At 41.6% G+C, this 20,621-nt stretch carries 13 protein-coding genes; 3 read left to right on the forward strand and 10 right to left on the reverse strand.

Annotated features, from left to right (window positions below; translation table 11 throughout):
- Positions 1 to 7: 7 nt before the first annotated feature.
- The 4 genes from AACZ87_RS00600 to AACZ87_RS00615 form a co-directional block, all read right to left on the reverse strand.
- A complete protein-coding gene (locus tag AACZ87_RS00600) occupies positions 8 to 3,019 on the reverse strand; it encodes a TonB-dependent receptor (RefSeq protein ID WP_339863840.1) in 3,012 nt (1,003 codons plus the stop codon).
- Positions 3,020 to 3,281: 262 nt separating this feature from the next.
- Entirely contained in the window at positions 3,282 to 5,162 is a 1,881-nt protein-coding gene (locus AACZ87_RS00605) for a 7TM diverse intracellular signaling domain-containing protein (RefSeq protein WP_339863842.1), read from the reverse strand.
- 108 nt (positions 5,163 to 5,270) lie between these two features.
- The gene (locus tag AACZ87_RS00610; protein WP_339863844.1) at positions 5,271 to 6,053 is read right to left on the reverse strand and encodes a glycerophosphodiester phosphodiesterase family protein; all 783 of its coding nucleotides are present in this window, start codon (positions 6,051 to 6,053) and stop codon (positions 5,271 to 5,273) included.
- 336 nt (positions 6,054 to 6,389) lie between these two features.
- On the reverse strand, positions 6,390 to 7,652 hold the full coding sequence (locus tag AACZ87_RS00615; protein WP_339863846.1) for a hypothetical protein: 1,263 nt from the start codon (positions 7,650 to 7,652) through the stop codon (positions 6,390 to 6,392).
- A 318-nt stretch (positions 7,653 to 7,970) separates the two neighbouring features.
- On the opposite strand from AACZ87_RS00615, the gene AACZ87_RS00620 reads away from it, so the two are divergent.
- Entirely contained in the window at positions 7,971 to 8,126 is a 156-nt protein-coding gene (locus AACZ87_RS00620) for a hypothetical protein (protein ID WP_339863848.1), read from the forward strand.
- 700 nt (positions 8,127 to 8,826) lie between these two features.
- Here AACZ87_RS00620 and AACZ87_RS00625 read toward each other — a convergent pair.
- The 5 genes from AACZ87_RS00625 to AACZ87_RS00645 all read right to left on the reverse strand — a co-directional run bounded on the left by AACZ87_RS00625 (position 8,827) and on the right by AACZ87_RS00645 (position 17,362).
- The gene (locus AACZ87_RS00625) at positions 8,827 to 11,490 is read right to left on the reverse strand and encodes a HEAT repeat domain-containing protein (RefSeq protein ID WP_339863850.1); all 2,664 of its coding nucleotides are present in this window, start codon (positions 11,488 to 11,490) and stop codon (positions 8,827 to 8,829) included.
- A 216-nt stretch (positions 11,491 to 11,706) separates the two neighbouring features.
- Positions 11,707 to 12,888 carry a VCBS repeat-containing protein gene (locus AACZ87_RS00630; protein ID WP_339863852.1) on the reverse strand — a complete coding sequence of 394 codons (1,182 nt, stop codon included), beginning with the start codon at positions 12,886 to 12,888 and terminating at the stop codon, positions 11,707 to 11,709.
- 26 nt (positions 12,889 to 12,914) lie between these two features.
- On the reverse strand, positions 12,915 to 15,770 hold the full coding sequence (locus AACZ87_RS00635; RefSeq protein ID WP_339863854.1) for a PVC-type heme-binding CxxCH protein: 2,856 nt from the start codon (positions 15,768 to 15,770) through the stop codon (positions 12,915 to 12,917).
- Between the two features lie 48 nt (positions 15,771 to 15,818).
- Positions 15,819 to 16,454, reverse strand: a complete 636-nt coding sequence (locus AACZ87_RS00640) for a DUF1080 domain-containing protein (protein ID WP_339863856.1) — start codon at positions 16,452 to 16,454, stop codon at positions 15,819 to 15,821.
- 95 nt (positions 16,455 to 16,549) lie between these two features.
- The gene (locus AACZ87_RS00645; RefSeq protein WP_339863858.1) at positions 16,550 to 17,362 is read right to left on the reverse strand and encodes a creatininase family protein; all 813 of its coding nucleotides are present in this window, start codon (positions 17,360 to 17,362) and stop codon (positions 16,550 to 16,552) included.
- A gap of 699 nt (positions 17,363 to 18,061) precedes the next feature.
- On the opposite strand from AACZ87_RS00645, the gene AACZ87_RS00650 reads away from it, so the two are divergent.
- Both AACZ87_RS00650 and AACZ87_RS00655 read left to right on the forward strand, forming a co-directional pair.
- Positions 18,062 to 18,766: a ferritin-like domain-containing protein gene (locus AACZ87_RS00650; protein ID WP_339863860.1), complete on the forward strand. Its 705-nt coding sequence runs from the start codon at positions 18,062 to 18,064 to the stop codon at positions 18,764 to 18,766.
- Between the two features lie 25 nt (positions 18,767 to 18,791).
- Positions 18,792 to 19,616, forward strand: a complete 825-nt coding sequence (locus tag AACZ87_RS00655; RefSeq protein ID WP_339863862.1) for a ferritin-like domain-containing protein — start codon at positions 18,792 to 18,794, stop codon at positions 19,614 to 19,616.
- A 286-nt stretch (positions 19,617 to 19,902) separates the two neighbouring features.
- Here AACZ87_RS00655 and AACZ87_RS00660 read toward each other — a convergent pair whose 3' ends face one another.
- The gene (locus AACZ87_RS00660) at positions 19,903 to 20,457 is read right to left on the reverse strand and encodes a GNAT family N-acetyltransferase (protein WP_339863864.1); all 555 of its coding nucleotides are present in this window, start codon (positions 20,455 to 20,457) and stop codon (positions 19,903 to 19,905) included.
- Positions 20,458 to 20,621 lie beyond the last annotated feature (164 nt).

Consider the following 20,621-nt stretch of genomic DNA (forward strand, 5'->3'; position numbering starts at 1 on the left):
TTTGGGTTTAGAAGCTGGCTGAAACACCTACGTTAAACGTTCTTGCTACTGGGTATAGACCGCTGTCATATCCAGTTCCTAGTACATTTCCACCGCCGATTTCTGGCGTGTATCCTGAGTATTTTGTCCATGTCAAGACATTTGTACCGGATAGGTAAACTCGGAAGTTTTGAAGCTTTACCTTACTTAAAACAACCTCAGAGAAGTTGTAGCCAACTTGGATGTTTCTCAATCTCAAGAAAGAACCGTCTTCTACAAATCTGTCTGAGACTTCGTAGTTGTGTCCGCCATTTGTTACTCTAGGTTCAGAGTTGCTGGTTCCCTCACCAGTCCATCTGTCCAGGTAAGTTGTTTCAAAATTGTAGGTGTTGAAGCGGGTTTGCTTCTTCGCATTGTAGATTTCGTTTCCGAGTGTACCGTTGAAATCTGCACGTAGATCAAAGCCTTTGTAGTCAAAGCCGAAGTTGAAACCATAAACCAGGTCAGGAATAGGGCTTCCAAGAATTACACGGTCATTGTTGTTCACAACTCCGTCTCCATTGGTGTCTTCATAGATTAAGTCACCAGCTACTTCTGGTCCTCGCTTTGGAATGGAAGAAAGGTCAGCTTCGTTTTGGAAAACTCCTGCTGTCTTGTAGCCATAGTAATGACCGATTGATTCACCTACGATCGTTCTGGATCCTAGGTAGCCTGAGATTCCTACGGCTCCGCCGAAAATAGCCTCATTGCCATCTCCCAAATCCAATACTTCGTTATTTACAGTGGAAGCGACGATTCCAAAATTGTAGGAAAAGTCACCTTTTTGATCTCTCCAATTTAACGTAAGGTCAATCCCTGAATTCTTCACATTTGCTGCATTGACTACAGGATTGTTGGAAGCACCTACATAAGATGGAATCGGAACTGCTACCAGGATGTCGTTAGTGGTCCTAGTGTAATAGTCCAACTCACCTGTCAGTTTCTCATTAAAAAAGCCAAACTCGAAACCAATATTTGAGGTAACTGTTTCTTCCCATTGAATAAATGGATTAGAAAGTCTGGTTATTGTCGCACCGTAAACCAGCTCTTCATTTTCACCGAATACGGCGTTTTGATTTCCATTTACTACAGGACGGCCTTCATATACATAGATCTTGTCGTTACCGATTTTTCCCCAGCTACCGCGTATTTTCAGATTGGAAAGAAAATTTTGGTTTTGAAGAAATCCTTCTTCGATGATGTTATACCCAAGTGCAAGGGAAGGGAAATTTCCATATCTTCTCTCTTCCCCAAATCGGCTAGATCCATCTCTTCTAAATGTACCTGTAAAGAGAAACTTGTTTTTGAACGTATAATTTGCTCTGAAAAGGTAGGAAAGCATAGCCCAGGACTCTCCTGTATTTGAATTTGTTTGGGAGGTCAGTTCACCGGCATTCAAATACCAAAGTGAGGGATCTTCACCTGGAAGATTTCTTCTTCCTCCACCTAGGGATTCTGTATAGAAATCTTGTGTTGTAATACCGCCTAGTAAGTTAATTCGATGGTCTTCCCACTCTTTACTGTAGTTCAGCGTATTCTCCCAGAGAATATTTGTATTTCTCATATTGGAAACATTAACAGAATTCTCGGGATTCTGCTGGGTAGGAGAGACAAAGTAAACAGGAGTAAAGCTTTTAGAATCCTGAAAAGCTAGGTCCAAACCTACATTACTTCGGAAGGTGAAGTTCTTAAGGAATTTCACATCCATGAAGAAGTTACCCACTCCACGGTAGTTGTTGGTGCGGTTATTTGAGTTGTACTCAAACTGTGCAGCGGGATTTCCTACTGGAGCTGTGTTGGTATAGCTTCCATCAGGCTGAGTAGGATCGAAAATCGGATAGGCACGATACGCATTTCCAATTACTCCAGGCTCATTTTGCTGATTGTAATAGATGAAAGAAAGGTTGTGACCAAACGTCACTGCTTCGCTCATTTTGTACTGGTTGTTCAACCGTATGGTTAATCGCTCGTATTCTGATTCTTTGACTACACCTTGTTGATTGAAGTAGTTTGCACTTAGGTTGAAGTTTGTTTTCGCTGAACCTCCATTTGCGCCAATGCTAATGTTATTGATTGGAGCATTTCTGAAGATGTAATCTTGCCAATCTGTTCCTTCCTGGTAATCATTTACATTATAAATTGGCTGATTCCCTACATTTTGTTCGAGTTCATTTGCTAGCTGCGCAAATTCACGGGCGTTTACTAGGTTGATTTTATTAGCTACTTGCTGCACACCTGTGTAAGCATCCACAGTGACTCGCGTATCTGTGTCAAATGAACCTTGTTTGGTAGTGACGATGATTACCCCATTTGCACCTCTCGATCCGTAAATAGCCGTGGCAGAGGCATCTTTCAACACCTCCATGGATTCCACATCATTTGGGTTCAGGAAATTGATATCGTCTAGCAACATCCCATCGACTACATACAGAGGATTTGAATTGTTCAATGTGCCGACACCACGAATCCTAACTGTAGAGCCCGCTCCTGGAGCACCGGAATTTTGGGTAATCTGAACACCAGAGACTCTACCTTGAAGGGATTGGGTCACATCGGAAACAGGAAGTCTACTGATGTCTTCAGATTTGACACTGGATATCGCACCTGTCAGATCGCTTTTACGCTGAATACCATATCCGACAACTACAAATTCATCGAGATCAGCTAGATCTTCTCCAAGTGTTGCGTTTATGGTAGACCTTCCATTTACAGGCTCCTCTACCGTTTGAAATCCCACGAAGGTGAATACCAAAACTGCGTCTTCTGGGACTTCCAAAGAATAGTTACCATCAAGGTCTGTGACGGTTCCGTTGGTGGTTCCTTTGATGACCACATTTACTCCTGGAAGTGGGAATCCAGTGTCATCGACTACAGTGCCGCTGACCGGAACATTTTGTCCAAACGAATCATGGACAGTAAAGAATGAGAATAGGAGAAGGGTTAAAATTAAATACTTGTTCAGTTGCCAAGTATTTCCCCGCTCAGGTAGCAATTTTTCCATTTGGCGTATTGGGTTTGGTTTAGTTAATCGCTAGAGGAGGTTAGGCGCTCTAGTCGTAATTGAAACTAGCACCAGGGGAAGTTTTTAAGGAAAAATAACTTCAAAATCGAATGAAAAAGTGTTTAAAAACTAACGGTTTCTAGATGCCTATTCCTGCTTTGTTTTCATTGAAAAAACGTCTATTTAAGTAATTAAGGTACTTTTTTGAAATTCATTCACGCTTTATTATCAGGATTTGAATAAGCATGAAAAATACTTGAAATCAGTTGAGTTCATGCGATCTCTCCAGCACGATGTCCTCCCACTCAGGCTGATGAATTCCCTTCATTTCAAGTTGTAATTTGACCTTTACCCGGAAGCTACTGATGGCATTTACTCTGAGATCCAGCAACTGGGAAAGCTCTTCCAGCGTGAGTTTGCTATGCTCGGAAATGACAGTATAGGATAGGTAAAATGCTTTCTCGATAGGGAGTCTGATTCCATGGAAAATAGTCCCGGCAGTAGCTGATTCTATATGGCCACAGCGTGAGCATCGGCGGTGAAAAACCTTTGAGCTCTTCGAGAATTTAGTATGCTCACAAGCTTTGCATGAGAATCCATTGTCCCATTTGACTTGCTCCAAGTAGCGGAGGCAAGCGGTAGAATCTGGGAATATTTTGTTGAAATCTTCATAGCTCATCCGTTTATTGGTGATTCTCGCCTGTAGGTTCTCTTTGATCTGAGACTTGAGTTTCCAGATGTCCTTATCCAAAATGGAGTTAATACGCTTGATTTCCTCGTCCTTTTCTAAGATCTGCTGATTGTATTCCAGTAATAGTTGGTTCTTTTTGGCCAATTCCTGTGTTCTTTCAACTACTCTTTGTTCCAGTTCGCGATTGACTTTCTCTTTCAACTGGGCATTATCCTCTGCTTGTCTTAGGGACCTGAGCAAGGCACGATCACGGTTATCCTTTAGTATTTTTACACGATCTCCCAGTGCCAGTGTAAGCAGCAACATCTCCAGCAGGAAGGCGATATGCAAGCTGTAATAGAGCACGGTGCTGTGTGGAATAATGGCCGTATGAACCAAGGCTTTCAGTGCTACTCCCAGAAATAGAATTCCATAGGCAATCACAAATAGCCGTGCTACGCTGTAGCCTTTAATCAAAACATAAATACTGGAAAATAGAATGAGAAAGAAGGGAATGATATCGTAAATCTGAATTTCCAGCAGTGTTGGGAAAAATGCTATTCCAGCAGTAAATAGGATTGTTTTAGCCAGAAGCATGACCTGAAAACATCGATACATGCTGGGGAATCTTCGCTTCAAATTGAGGAAGTGAGTGGAGAAAAGCAACGCAAAAACTATAATCAAAAAGCTGGAGAGGCCCGATATAGGCTGGTTCCATTCGGGATGATTAGGCCATAAATACTGGAATGCGATCCCATCTACACACGCTGCAAATATGCCTACACTCAACAAATAAAAGACGTAATACAGGTATTTTACCTCTTTGATCGCTAGATATATCAGGCCGTTATAAAGGGATATAATCAGAATCATCCCATAGAAAATGCCATATAGGAAATACTCATTTAGTGCATAATAGATGAAGCGATTGTAGGATCTGAAGGCAATTCGGATGTCTGCTTTCTGCGAAGATTTGATTTTGAAATAATAGATGGCTATACCTGGAGATTCATTTGCTACTGGAATTTGAAAGTTTTTGTGAGCAAAGATCCTGTCTCCAAAAGCTGTTTTATCGCCGAGCTTTAATTCTTTGTATCCGCTTTCTGAGGGTATATAGGCCGTTATTTGATCTATTGTCTGGTCGTAAAACTCCAGCAGCCACTGCTTATTACTTTGAGGAGTCTTTTTGATAGCCACCTTCACCCAATAGGTGTTTTCTGTTAAAAATTTATTCTTGTTGAAGTCTGGATTGATCTTGAGTTTGCCGTTAACTGGACTGGAAAGTATATCGCTCAGCTCAAGCTCGTTGCTCTCGTCTTCATAGAATGTCAGTCGGTCTATCGCATAGATTCTTTCATCAAGCTGATCGTTGATTTGAAAAGTGTACTGGGATGATTGGCCAAGTGCGGATGAAGACAACAAACTGCCCACCGCACTGAGAAGTACAAATATTCTTCGATAAAACTTGTCCATAAAACATTGGGTCTATTCCTGTAGAAGGAACAAAAACGAGACCCTATGCTTTTGGTTTGTTAAATAGAAGGGTTTATTTGAAAATAGTCAGTAGTCGAAGCGCTGTGATTACTTCCTTTCCTCAATAAGTTTAAATAATAACTCAGGTTCATCGGTAGTGATGAAATCCGGATTCTGATCAAGAAACCAGTTCAAATCTTCCGCAGAATTCACTGTCCAAGCATTAACTGTAAGTCCCAGATCTTGGGCTTCTTTGATCCATTGTGGATTCTTTTTCAGCAGATTGATATTGTAATCAAAGCCGAAAAATCCAGCCTCTTTCAATTCTGCTGGAGTCTTGTCTCCCGTGAGGTAAGCCACATTTGCATTGGGATCCATTTCGATGGCTTTCAGTCCACCTTCGTAGCTGAATGTGATGTAGTCCACCCATTTTTGAGCGTTCATTTTCTTCACCGCTAGAACGGACTTTTCTGCCACTTCCACGCTTCGTTCTACAGAGATTTTGGATGGCTTGATTTCAAAAATCAACTTGGTGCCTTTCTGTTTTTTGCCAGCTATAAGGTATTCTTCTACTGTAGAAAGCTTCTCGCCATTTTCATGCTTTTTGGTCAAAAGTTCCTTGTAGGTGGAAGTTTCGATTTCCATTCCTTCGAAGTCCGCATCGTGATTTACTACCAAGACTCCATCTGCAGTCATCCACACATCAAACTCAGAACCTTCGCAACCCAATTTCACAGCTTCTTTAAGGGATGCTATTGAGTTTTGCGGATGGGATTGTGCTTTCCATGCTCCGCGATGAGCGATGACCATATTTTTGTGAAATGATTTCTGGGCAAAAGAAGCTGTGCTGGCTGCCAAAAAAGTGAGAAGAGTGAAAAGTGCGAAACGCATAGGTGTAAGGTTTTAGTAAATACGAACTCTTCAAAAGTAAAAAATCGGGTGATACTAATCGTTCCAGTTGTCAGAATTCACGAAAACTTAATCAGCTGGTATATTTTGACCACCAGGACTCCAAAAAAAACACAAAGGTCTCAGCAGATTCTATGAATGCTTTATCGTTGAATTTGATCTTTGAAAATTTATCATTAAACGCTATCCGAGGAGGATATCACATAGCTAGAGCAGAGCAGATTTAGTTCTATATATTCCAGCTCTTTTAAAAGGCTATTTAGCATATGGGTAAGTAACTAGTGTGGAATATTTCGGAAGTCTTGAAGCAATCTTTTTTTAATTCTTAGGGTAATATTGGACCACACTTTGGGATGTATAAGTTTTAAGCTTGGGGTACTCTACAAATTGATCAAAAATAAACTCATCATATGAATACGAGTTTTTATTTATCGCGATTGATTCCAACTGCATTTTATCAAGGTTAGAAAGAAGAGGATAGGTGTTTTTTATTTCTTCAGGCAGCTCCAAACTAAAGGTTGGTGAATTACCATATACGAACCATCTCACATTTTTAATAGGGTCTGGATATTCCCAAATATTTGGGTAATCGAAAGTCACCACATATTCCGTAGCCTCAGGGAAGAGCGTGAAATTGAAATCTGTGATCTGATTCTTTAGAACATTTATTTCAGGAATAGTAAGCAGAGTTATTTTTTCAGGGATTTCACCAAGCTGGTAGTAGAAAGATTGTGTCTTTGCTCCTGGAGGTGTTGATGCCGACACCAACGTGGAGTATGTTTTATATTCATTAAGGTAACCTAGCTCTACTGAAGATCTATTTGAGGTATTGCGACTCACTGCATACCCATAGTGATAAAATCCATTAAGCTCAGTCATTGCATTTACTGAATAGGTAATACTCGTGGCAGCAGGGTTTTCTATTTTCACCAACCTGTCATAGGACTTCAGCGATTCAAAATCAAAGCTGTAAGTTTTGTCATTTTCGGGATTTGAGATGTAAGTATATCCGATTCTTCCTTCATTATTTACTCCGGCGACAAGGTATTTTTTTTCATTAGGGTATATTGGAGTAGTCATGTGTAGGTCATAGTCAAGCCAATAGGATCCCGAGTTAGTGGTATTAAATGAGGAAGAGGTGTAGCCGAAATTTCCATAATCATTGAATTTGATTATCGCTTCAAAATTGCCGGTTGGTTCTGGGATATTTCGCCCTGTTCTTGATAAGCCAAAGGTTATATTCCGAGTAGCTTTTATGTTGGTATAAGTTTGGATCGTATTGATATCCATTCCTTGCAATGTGTTTCGATAGTACAAACTTAAATGGTATCTACCTGATCTATCCACATCAAATTCTGCTTTACCGCCTGTGCCAACTTCAGCGTAATCTATAGGTTTGCCATCCAGATCATGAAGTATTAGCCAAACTTCATCTATTCCATACGGGTAACCTTCTAAGAGATCCACTGTAAATACACCTTCTGATATAACTTCAGGTTCTTCTATAATTGGATCCGAATCATCTGTGTCACAGGAAACAAGGGATAAAAATAGAAGGGCAACTAGTAGCTCTTTTCTCATATAGGATAGATTGAATTTTGATTCAAATGTATGATTCAGTTTAAATAAAAAGTTAATTTGAATTGAAAAAATTATATTCTCTTTTACCCCTTAAAATGAGTTAGAAAATCAGTTTTCATTCCTGAAATTCTTTATAAAAGAATAATATGGATTCAAATTAATCTTTTGCCAAATCGTTGATTTTCGGGGTTTTAATTCATTCTGTTTTTCTACCTACTAATCGTTCCTACGCAACTGTAATGCTGTGATTATTCATCTGATTTATTGCCGGTTTTCAATGTCCTATCCCAGCTGTGTAGTAATCTGGATGATACACTGATGGAAGCAGGCTCGGAAATCATGATACCATCAACCGCCTATTCCAAGTCGGCGCAGATGGCGGTCAAGCTTGGAGTGCTAAGTGCCAAGCTTGTGGTGGCGGATTTGATGGTGCGCTGGGAGCGTAAACCAAAAAAATCTCCACCAAAAGAGTGAAGAACCTGATTAAGACTTAGTGAGGAGAAGTTGCTTATCACTTCTCCAGGCCGGATTCGAGAGGATCTGGCTTTTTTTGTTTGAGGAGTGACTCCTCAAGCTTCAGGTAAATTGCCTGAACATTCAGTATAAAAGGTTGAAGTTTTAGGTTAATTACCTGAAACTTCAGGATAATAGGGTGAACATTCAGGTAAATAGCTTAAAATTTCAGGATAATAGGTTGAAATTTTATACTCAGAACCTGAAGATTGAGGATAATAGGTTGAACGTTTATACTCAGAACCTGAACATTGAGGATATTAGGTTGAAAGTTTATACTCAGCCATTCAAACTTCGAGGTAAAAGGGTGAAGGTTGATGCTTTTATGTTCAACCCTTTCAGGGTTGCGATTTCAATTTATTATTTCACTTTACCACGGGTTGCACCCGCGGTTATTGAAAGGTTTGACCACTTTGTGGTCGATGTCAAGGTCTATTTGATAATGAAAAGATCCTGAAATGTCTGTCCCGATTTTTTTCGGGAGATCTAACTTTTCAATAGCCATGGGTGGAACCCATGGTTTGACGAGCAACCAAAAGAATGTACGACCCAGAGGGCCTGCTTAATGGGCAATTCCAGGGTACTGCAGTTAAATCAAAAAAAACACCTTGAAATCTTAAAATCCCAAGGTGTTTTGATATTCATATTGACACGCAACTACTTATTTCTGCTGCTGCAAATAAGTCACCAATGACGCTAATTCCTCATAAGAAAGTGAATTAGCAAGCCCTGGAGGCATCATGGAGGTTTCCATCACCTTACGGGTTTTGATAGTGCTTTTGTCAAGTTTGGTTGCTGTTCCAGTAATGTCCTGAATTACCACCTCGTCAGCTGTCTCTGCAGTCACAAAACCCATGTAGGATTTGTCATCGTTGGTATCGATCAGCACGGAGGCAAAACCTTGGGAGATGGAAGCATTTGGCTTCAGGATAGATTCCGTGATCTGAGAGCGGTTCATGATCGAGCCGATCTGCCCCATGAATGGACCTTTCAGCGGCTGCCCTTTCTCAATGCTATGGCAAGCCACGCAACCTTGGCTGGTGAAAAGCGCTTTTCCTTTGATAGGATCGCCTTTGAGATCTTGCACAGCGATCATCACATCTTCGATAGATGTGGCACCTACCTGACCTTTTTTACTTTTTATTTTTTCCAGATCCACTTCAGTTTCCTGGATCACCAAGTTGGATTGCTCTTCTCCAAATTCCTCGATATCCATTCTATTACGCTCGTTTAACTCAGCGAAGAATTGTCTTTTCGTTGGGTCATCTTGCGCATTGCGTTCACCTACCAAGAAGTCTTTGATTTTGTCTGAAGATTCCCAAGTGATGGCTTTGTAATACGGACCATGCGTGTCCGGACGCGTTCCCCACCACCATGAACCGTCATAAGGAGCTTCTTTTTTGTACAATCTAGAAAGTGTACCCAAGATCTCTGCTTTCAACTCCATGTCATCTGTATCACCATAGGCTTTGATCAAGCCATCCACAGCTTTTGGGTCATGCATGTAGCGCAAAGTCCAAAGTGCGATTTTTGAATTCTCCGTACCAATAGCATCTACTGCAGCATCAACTGCATTCAATTTAACTAGTGATTTTACTGCAATATGTGGAAGGATAATTGCAGAATTAGGAGTAGCGTGAGGGCCTTCAGTTCCTTTTTCAGGCTGCTTGAAAGAATCTGGAACTTGCACTTTTAATAATTCCTCAGCAGCTTCTGGATTGCCTATTCTTCCCAAAGCAACAATCGCTGCAGATTTCACCCGGTCGTTTGGATCAGTTACTCCTTCGATAAATGGATCAAGCGGAACTCCCTGAAGACAGGTTTTTCGATCTGCCAAAGCCCGAAGTGCGAATTCTCTAATTTTCTCTTCTTGGCTCAATTTTACCAATTCCCCATTTCCATTTTCACAAGTAGCCTGGGCATACGTGTAAATACCTGCAACTCTGGCTTCCAGCGGTAAAGTTTTGTCAGTGGCAATAGAAAGTGCAGCAGCGCCTGCTTCCTCAGGGAAGCGAGCGAGCATTTCACGCTGAGCATGAAAACGTGCAACGGAATTGCTTGCCTTAAGTAAAGAAGTTAATTCTTCAAGTGATGCGGCCTTCAAGTCTGGAAAGGCTTCGTAGGTCCAATCCTTTGGTACCAATCTTACTACATATCCTTTTTCTTCGCTTCCAAAATATCCTGCACCATCCCATGCAGCGAGAAACATACGTCCAGAAGCATCCACATCAAGATCTGAAATCTGAGGAAGTTTGATGAATTCTTCAGCCTGCTGAGTAAAGCCTGGGCCATCCATTGTCACACGATGAATGTACAATTGGCTTCTACCCCAATCCGCCATCATAGGGACATGATTGTATTTGGCTGGCCAGCGATCGTCATCCATAAAATAACTTCCGGTACCTGATCCACCACCTAGATCAACTAGTGCCGGGATAATTTCTTCAGTGAAATTCTTGAAAAAGTTAGGGTAGCCATACTCACCTGACTGCGTGTAATGAATGAAACGAATGTTCCAGCCACCGCCATCATTGGTATTGCCACGGGTATAGATATTCATAAATGGATCAATCGCCACATCGTAGATGTTTCTTGTTCCGTGGATATATTCTTCCATTTCGGTACCATCAGGACGAACGCGGACAATCCCTCCACCAAGCATGGTCATATGGGTGCCGTCTCTATCTACGGCATCAGGGAAACCGAAATCACCAACGGCGATGTAAATCCATCCATCGATACCCATTCGGATGCCATTTGTAGAGTGGTCAGTCCCACGAGAACGGATGGATTCAGGAGAAGAGATTCCTTCAATTAGCATTTTAGCTGCACCGTCAGCGACACCATCGTTATCCTTATCTTCGTAAACGACCAAGTTCATTCCGGTAGCTTTTCCAGTCTCTTCGGAAAACTGTGTATGGAGTACAAATACTTGATCTCTTACAGCAATAATTCCACGTGGATTATCCACTTTGACAAATTCAGTGTGTGAATCTAGCTCACCGTCATTGTTACTATCCACCAAGCGAACGATTGCTCCTTTTCCAGCTTCTTTGCCTAAAGAACCCATCATATCTACGCCAACAAACACTTTTCCGTCAGGAGATACTGCCAATGCTGCAGGTGAAGGAACGATATCCGGTCCAGCAAAATTGGTCATGATCAGCTCGGTACTGTCTGCACCATGCTTGGCTGTGTCTAGGGGGTACTGTGGGTAATAATTGGTGAGTTCTTCTAAGTCAGCTTTTCTGGTGTCGGGTTTGGAGCATCCGAAGGCTAGAAAGATGCCTATAATAGCAATTATAGGGAGGGAAATTTTAGACATGCTAAAAATATTATTAGAGGGTTATTATTTCGGAATATGCGATTTGCACCCTCAAATATATCAGGTTCGATGATAAAAGGTAAGCTATTATCAATAGAGGCTCAGTTCCAGTGAATTTTGGCGCAAAAGGTATACTTAGCGGTTAAATGTGTATTTGTAGGCACAGTTAAAGAATCCACTACGGTTACCAATTGAAGGTTAAACTGATTCCCTGTTTTACTTCAGTTGATTTTCAAACAGAAAAATCCCGTTCTTATTTGCAATAACGATGTCGGGTTTTCCATCCTTATTCATGTCTTCGACTGCAATATTTAGTCCGGCACCAGAATCATTATCGATGATGTGCTCACGGAAAAACGGGCCTATCATCGGGGTGAATTCGAAATATAGCAAGTAGGGGGTGTCATCGTCTCCTGCATCATTTCCATTATGTGCCAAGTACCTCTTTCCAGTGATCATTTCTAGCTCTCCGTCTCCGTTCAGATCAGCCATTAGTGTGGAATGGGTTTGGGCAGTTATGTTACTCATGAGGTGAGTTTTGAAAGTTGAATCATTCTTATACTCATGCCACCATATACCCATAGAATGCGCAGAGGAACTGACCACGTCATTATCCATGTCTCCGTTGACATCGAGAACCTGCATGTGGGAAGCTGGATCACTTATGAGCACCGGATGGAAAATCCAGTCTCCTGAGTTCAGATCGGCTTTACCTTCAAACCAACCTTCCGAGATGAGTACATCCTTGATCTTGTCCCCATTAATATCCCCAAAACCCAGCCCATGGGAGAAGCGATCAGTTCCTGGGACATTTTCCGCAGAAAGATTATGCCGTTTCCATTCTGTTTCTCCGGGTTTGGTAGGCGCCTGTAGCCAGATGATTTGTCGTTTGGCATAGTCACCACAAAGGATATCCAGTCGCCCATCCCCATCGATATCGATAAAGCCAGGAGATTCATTGGAGATGCCCACGGAGTCAGCGATGATATGCTTTTGCCAATTGTTACTTTCTGTTTTTGGGTTTTCAAACCAATATGCAGGAGTACCTGGATAATCAATAATCACTACATCATCCCAGCCATCGAGATTTACATCCATCCCTAGATTCAAGAAGGAATTGCTGTACTCTTTTCTAGGGTCAAATAGTTTAGAAGGTGAAATCTCGTGTCGGGTCCACTCAGGCGCTTCAAACCAATAGTATCCTGCGATTATATCCAGCTGACCATCTTTATTCATATCGCCCACAGCCGCTCCTTCGGAGAGAAAATCACGCGTGATCACAGTTTTGGTAAATTCAGGCTCAGCAGAATTTTGGCAAAATGCCGAGCTGGTGATTAATGAAAAAGCTAGAATTCCAGTGAATCCTAACACTATACTTTTAAAAAATCCATTTTTCATATTTCTTGATTTTAGGAGGATGGTTCTTAAGGCTCTAAGTTCAAGTTAGACAATTGCATGATCAATTCATGACTGCTATGAGTATTTGATTCTTCAAGAGAGTCTTTGAGTTTTAGTAAAGCTGTGACAGCTTCTGGGGTGTTTAGCTCTCCAAGTTTCTGAACGGTGTATTTTAAGATCATCGGATTCGAAGCTTTTTGGGACAAGGTCAAAGCTCTATCAGCATCCAGACTGGCCAAAGGTTCTATAGCATACCAAAGCATAAGGGGCATATTATGATCCTCCAGATCTTCTGTATGTTGTACCAACGCCTCCATGACCTCCCAACTTTTTTCCGGTTCTAATCGAAGCATGGCCGACACTAAATAAAGTCTAACCAATGCGGATGGATCGCTTTCAGCTATTCTAACAAATTGAGCTAACATCTCATCAGACACAGTTTTACCTTCAGCGGCAAGTTGAATCGCCCAACTTCTGATGTATTCATCTTCGTCTGACAACAACTTCATTAAATCAGCATCTTTCAATCCATTTGTTACCAGCAATGTCCAAAGAGCACGAAGTCTATTCGATGTTTCAGAATCATTAGCCAAGATTTCTTTGAGCACTTGTTTGGCTTCTGGCGTTGCTCCCCGTTCTTGTAGGATTGTCCTTGCTTGGCGAGCATACCATTCGTTTTTATGCGTCTGGTAGTTGGCAAGTGCTACGCTGCTTTCCTTGGACAAATCCACTTTTACCCAGATATCATTTTCATGGGAAATCTTAAAGATCCTTCCAAGCGACTTGTCATGTACGTCTGGATTGGGACTGTGACATTGGTTTTGATCGTACCAGTCGATTGCAAAGACGGAACCCTCAGGTCCATATTTGAAATTGAGCCATTGGGACCAAGAATCGTTCATGGCCATAAAGTCATTTTGATGCGTTGCAACATAACCTGAACCCGATCTATTCAATTGGTCAATATTCAAGCGTGAACCATTGATGTTATTCATAAATATGTTGTTTCGGTAGTTTTCTGGCCAGGTATCTCCACCCAGATAAATCATCGCCCCTGCATGTGCATGTCCACCCCCAGCGGAAGCCGAACGGAAGTTGCCAGCATGCGGTCCTCGATTCCCCACCCAATGCACATGATCCGCAATGGTCTTGATGTCATCGTAAGTATACGAATTGAAGTGGTTGCCTGCTTGTCTCTGGTAGCGCGCGCCTTGAATGACATGATACATATGAGGAATGACACAAACCGTAATGAATGGATGACCATAGCTATTGAAATCAATTCCCCAAGGATTGCTGCTGCCTTCGGCAAAAACTTCAAACTCATGTCTCGTAGGATGGTAGCGCCAAACTCCTGCATTGATTTTTGTGCGTTCCGCGTCTGAGGAACCAGGTTTGCCCACATTGGAATGGGTGAACACCCCATGCGTACCGTAAAGCCAGCCATCCGGGCCCCATCTTAGATTGTTCAGCACTTCGTGGGTATCATCTGTTCCCCAGCCATCCAAGAGTTTTACAGGAGGACCGGATGGTTTATCATTTTCAAAATCTGCAGGGATAAATAGGAGGTAAGGAGCCGCTCCCAGCCAAACTCCACCCATTCCGACTTCGATTCCACTGACCAAATTGAGTCCTTCGGTAAAGACTTTTCTGGAATCCAGCGTGCCATCTCCATCCGTATCTTCAAAAATTAGAATTCTGTCTTTTCCTTCACCTTCGGGCGCCGGAGTAGGGTAGGTGTGGCCTTCCACAACCCAAAGTCTTCCTTTTGGATCAAGGGTAAAACTAATCGGTCGGATAATGTCAGGCTCAGCTGCTGCAAGCGTAATTGTAAAACCATCAGGGGGAGTCATCGCATTGGCCGCATCAATACCCGAAAGTCCTGAATTTAAAACTGGATCAAGTGGAGGCAAGATGATGATATCTTCCTGCTTCAGTTCGTTTGGAAAGCTGGGACGACTAGCATAAAACTCGAAATCATCGAAATTGATATGTGCCCATTTGTCATCAGAGATGTAAGGGATTTGGGAGATGCCAGTTTCGTTGTCGAAGATGCGAATGAAAATTAGCCTTTCTAAGTATTCACTTAAATCCACTACCACGGGCTGTAGGGTTGCACGACCCTGACCGGTTGATGAAAATATGACCTGATCAGATTCTGCCAAAACCAACTCCACCCGCGTATCTGCCAATGCTCCACCAGAAACCAAAAAGCTCGCAAAAGGCTGAGTAACTTCAAATGGAACTGAGGTAAGTGTTCCTGTTAAGTTGTAGTTCTTAGTTCCTCCACTGCTTAGGAAATCTTTCCCCTCGAAGTTTATTTTATCTTCCTCACCATGAACTGGAGAGGGGTCAGCACTGAAAATTGGATTTGCAAATGCATCGCCAGAAGCTGTCCAATCTTTGAGCGTGCCGGTTTCGAAGTTTAGATTCAGCGGTTTTCCATCCTTCTTTGGGGTAATCCCGGTTATTTTGGTTTTGACTTCATCACCCTCAAGTAATTCAAATTTCCCAACCATTCCCGCCGCGCGATGACCAGGAATTGAGCAGTAATAGGTGTCATCGCTAACAGCTACGAAAGTGATGCTTGTGGTAGCCCCTTTGTCCAAAATTGTAGGGCTTTTGATCCCGAGCTTTTCCATGGCTACATCGTGCGTCATGATCTCGCCATTGGTGATGGTAATGGTGATTTGATCACCTTTCTTGGCTCTTAGAGTAGGGTTTCTCGTTCCGTCAGGAGCAAAATATCCAAGAATGGTTGCTTGCAGTTTGAACTCTATTTCATTTGGGAGATCGCTTGGATTTAGGGCTGAGCCGAAGGAAGAAAAAGAATTAGCGCAGAGCGTCAGGCAAAAAACGACTGCTATCCAGTTTTTGATCATGGCTTTTGGGTTGAGTGGTAATCTGTAGATACTGAATCAACCTATAATCTATTCTTTTTGAGGCAGTTCTTCAATAAAAATATCCTTAAATGCTACTTGAGCTTTTCCGCCCCCATGAATTTGTAATCCTATTAAACCTGACTGTGGAATAGTTTGGTCTGGTTCTGTATAATCAACTGTCTGATGACCATTTATGAATAGCTGGATTCGGCCATTTTCAGCGTGGACTTTATAGTCATTCCAATCATTGATGTTGATCCAAGACAGTACCTGGGCTGAATCTGGGGCGATCAGAGTTACATTTCTGCGAGATTCATCATACAAACTTGCCCAATAGCCATTTCCCCAATCAGCTTGATAGCCTTCCATTTCATAAGCTGGATTGCTCAGTCGCTTGCTGTGAAATTGGACTCCAGAATTGATAAACCCTTCCGTGCCTGTCAGTTTGATTTTTAGGGTCAGAATAAAATTCTCATAGTTTCGGTCAGTTACCAGGAACTCATTATTTGGGACAGTTTTTTCCAATGAACCTCCCACAATCATTCCATCTTCCACTCGCCAGGTATTCTCCCTATCTCCTTCCCAACCCGCTAAAGTCTCTCCGTCAAAGAGCGATTTTCTAGATTCACTGCAACTAATAAGGGCGATAAATAGAACCGAAAAAACTAAGAGAGTTGATTTCATGCAAAAACTGTTTCATAAAAAGACACTGATTAAAACAGTTATAATTTATTCCATTCAATCTAGAATTCCGAATGATGAATTATAAATGCTGAAGACTACAAACCAGCCATATCCCACTTGTTGATCACCTCCTGAATAAAGCCTGAAACCTTTGCATTTACTTTTTGGAAGTATTCATCTGCCTGAGCCTGATCAAAGTTCGGATATCCCTGCCCAGGCTTATATAATCCTATAGAGGATGGGAATGGAGTGGCGGACCAGGTTCCCGCTTCAGGATAGGCAGTTGCCAAATCGGCTCTGTATCTTTCTTTATGAACTAGGGTAGGGTCGATTGCCTGAATGTAGGCAGTCTCGTTCAGCCCGGCATGGCCGCCATCTTCTTTGAATACTTCCATAGTAACATCGGAAGCGAATGACCACCAATTGATCACCAAAGTTCTAATTCCGAGTTCGTTCGCTAGTTCTCCGGCTACCTCTTGCAAAACCTTGGTTTGCCCTCCGCCATGGCCATTCAAAATGATGATGTTTTTAAATCCGTTTTTGGAAAGACCTTTTAGTATATCTCTAATGAAAGGGCGATACGCTTCTTCAGTGATTTGAAAGGCTCCCGGGAATGCGGCCATGCTACCAGTAATCCCATAATTAAGAGTCGGTGCGATCAATGCATTGAGGTTGTCCGCTATGTCCATTGCCATCGCAAAGGGAGCTGTATTATCTGCTCCGTTATTGATCACACCATGAGGCTCAAGTGTTCCAGTTGGTAGAAGAACGGTGGTGATTTTCGTAGGAACAAACTCTGCAAATTCCATCCAGTTGATCCTATCCATTTCACGAGTTGAAGGAGAATTCTGGGCTAAAAGTGCACTTGAGATAAAGGTTAATAATAGAGTGGAAAGGTAATTTTTCATTGTAAAAAGTATTAGCTATTAAAGTACTTGTTCCGGTACAATTTAAAGCAAGATTGTCAAACACATCACTTTCTGCATGTCTTATTCGAAATATTCTGCTGCGGATTAATTGCAGAATCCTTAATTAGAATGAGGCGACGTCATTTTGCATAAACTATTCCAATCGCAAAGGCTTAAAGGACGCTCGCTCAATAGTTAGCCAAAAGACTAATTTGCTCCATTTTCATGCTAGTTCTGTGGCTTGGTTTATTTGAATTCCTTCGGCGAATTGTGGTGTATGCCTACAAGTTGGAGAATTAAGTGGGGTATTAATTGCCCGATATTTTTTCGAAGTGGAAATTAAATACTCGAAATTAAATTTCGGGAAATATTCAAAGATTAGATATTTTGTTCTGGATTTAATTTTTTTTCAAAAAAATTTTAGTGTTTTTCCTGTGTTTTTTTAATCCTAGATGAACGACGCTAATGTGTTGAAGTCTAGTTGATTGTGGGTGGTTGTTGTGTCTTGTATTTTGCTAGATAGCAGCTTTTTTTAAAGGGAGATCTTTGACAAATATCAAAAATCTTTCAAATCTGAGTGATCCAATTAGTTCTGGGGCTTCGTAATTGACACCAAACAACCAATCGATTTTATTCAATCTGTTGAAATTAAATCTTTTAGGAAACCATAACCATATTATTAACCTAAACACTCAGGAAATGAAAAATGAATTAATTAAGCCCCAAGGACTTGTCAAAAATGCAAACCGCCGACAGTTTCTTAAAGCGGGCTCACTATCAGTAGCCGCAGCAGGCTTGATCATGGTCGGCTGTGATGATGTAGGGGATGTAGACCCTATGCCAATGGGAGACGGAGTAAAGCTAGGCTCAGGCGATATTGGTATTTTGAATTATGCCTATGCGCTGGAGCAATTGGAAGCGGCATTTTATGCTGCTGTAATGCAAGGAGGATATTTCAATAATGCCAGTGCAGAGGAGAAGACTATCATGGGAGATCTAGAGAAGCATGAAAGAGCACACAAGCTGTTCTTCAAAGCTGCCTTGGGAGATGCTGCGATTGCGGATCTTGAGGTTGATTTTAGCTCAATTGATTTCAATAGTAGAACATCCGTTTTGGGAGCCGCTAAGACTTTTGAAGATCTGGGAGTTGCAGCTTATAATGGTGCTGGACAGTTTATCCAGAATGTTGATTACTTATTGATTGCAGGCAAAATAGTATCTGTAGAAGCAAGACATGCTGCTGCTATTAGAGATTTGATTAATCCTGGTTCTGCTGATTTTGCAGGAGATGATTTGATCGATGCAAATGGACTTGAGCGTACACTGAACTTCACGCAAGTTTTGACTGCTGCTAGCACTTATGTGACTACTCCGATTGACTTCAGCCAGTTACCAACATCCTAATCCACCACTTTAAAATAACAACGACATGAACTTATTGAATTTATTAGATAAAATGTGCCCGGATACGAATAGTAATTCGGAAGAAAAAGAAATATTCTTCTCACGAAGAGATGCTTTCCGCCAGTTCGGAGATATGAGTAAGAAAGTAGCTATGGCTGCTGTACCACTTGGAATTCTATCCGCTTTGCCAAAGGTAGCAAAGGCAGATACTGCAAGTTTGATCGGGGTGTTGAATTACGCCTTAACCTTGGAGCATTTGGAGTATAGATATTATCAAATGGGTATTGAGTCAGGAGTAATTGAAGGAGCTGATCTTGCGATTTTCACCAAAATCAGAGATCACGAATTGGCTCACGTAAACTTCCTTACAGAGGTGATCACAAATGTATTAAAAGGGGAGGCTGTGTCTGAACCAGGATTTGATTTCACAGCAGGTGGCAATTTCATGCCATTCTCAGATTATCCTACATTTTTGGCGCTTTCTCAAGCATTTGAAGATACAGGAGTAAGAGCTTACAAAGGACAAGCAGGTAATGTAATGGAAAATGACGTAGTCTTGACAGCGGCACTTTCTATACATTCTGTAGAGGCAAGACATGCATCTATGGTCAGAAGATTAAGAACCAAAAAAGGTCAGGATACAGTCAAAGGCTGGATAACTAACGATTCTAGAGGAAGTCTACCAGCTCCAACTCAAGCAATCTACGATGGAGAGAACAACGTCTCGCATGGGGGTGTAAACGTCGTTGATCTAACAGGAATAGATGCTGGAGCCGTATCCGAGGGATGGGACGAGCCACTTGGCAAAGATGCCGTGTTGGGAATCGCCTCCCTTTTCCTAGCCTCCTAAAATAATTAGTTGGGGTTAAGTGGTTAGATGTCACCTCCGTTTCGGGGTGGCATCTTTTTTTATCTTCCGTTCTTGATAGCTCCTGCAAAGTCACAGAATTATTTTTTTCATTCACTAGGTACCCAGGTGAAATCTAAGTTCAAGCCATTATAGTCTTGCTGTTATTGTTGTCCTGCTTCTCCTGAAGCTGGATTTAGTTTTAATCAAGAGTATTTTCTTTGAATTCGGTGAGATAAGTTTGTGTTTTGACTTTTCGTTAAGCCAATAAGGAATTGATTTAGGGACGCTAAAGCTCAATCCTATACAAACTACAAGGCTGCAATCTTGGGTATTTCAATAAGTCAGGGTGTTCAAAGTCATACTCATAGCTCATACCGATTTTTTGCATTACTCTAATGGAGGCTGAATTTTTCGAAGAGGCTAGGGAATAGACTTTCTTAATTCCTAATTCCTTTGCGAATTCAAGGCATCTTGCTGCACCTTCTGTGGCTAAACCCTGTTTCCAGAACTTTTTTCTGATCCGCCAGCCAATATCTATGCAAGGCGTGAAGGGAGCTTTGAAGGATTTGGTTCCCAAACCTATCATTCCTAAGAATTCACCACTATCTAGGAGGTCAACTGCAAAGTAACAATGACCGCGCTCGGTAAAGAGTTTTGTCATTCTATCCATCATAGCTTGTGATTCCTGCGCAGAGAGTGGGTGCTGAAAGAAATGCATAGTTTCTTCATCGGAATTCATTGCGGTAAAAGCTTCCAAGTCTGAACTCATCCACATACGAAACCCTATTCGCTTGCTTTGGAAGAGATATGGTTGAATAGATTCCGGAGCTTGTTTTTCCATTTCGTTGAGGGGAAGAAATCCATAATACTAGGAGGTAAATATATGGACTAACTAGTGAATTCTAAGTTGCGGGAGGTATTGCTCATTAGGCAGTTGGTTGAAATTTAATTAGTTATATGATACATGGATTTAATTAGATTTTATAGGTTTAGTACAGATTAAAA

Source organism: uncultured Algoriphagus sp., assembly GCF_963974365.1.
Classification (GTDB): domain Bacteria; phylum Bacteroidota; class Bacteroidia; order Cytophagales; family Cyclobacteriaceae; genus Algoriphagus.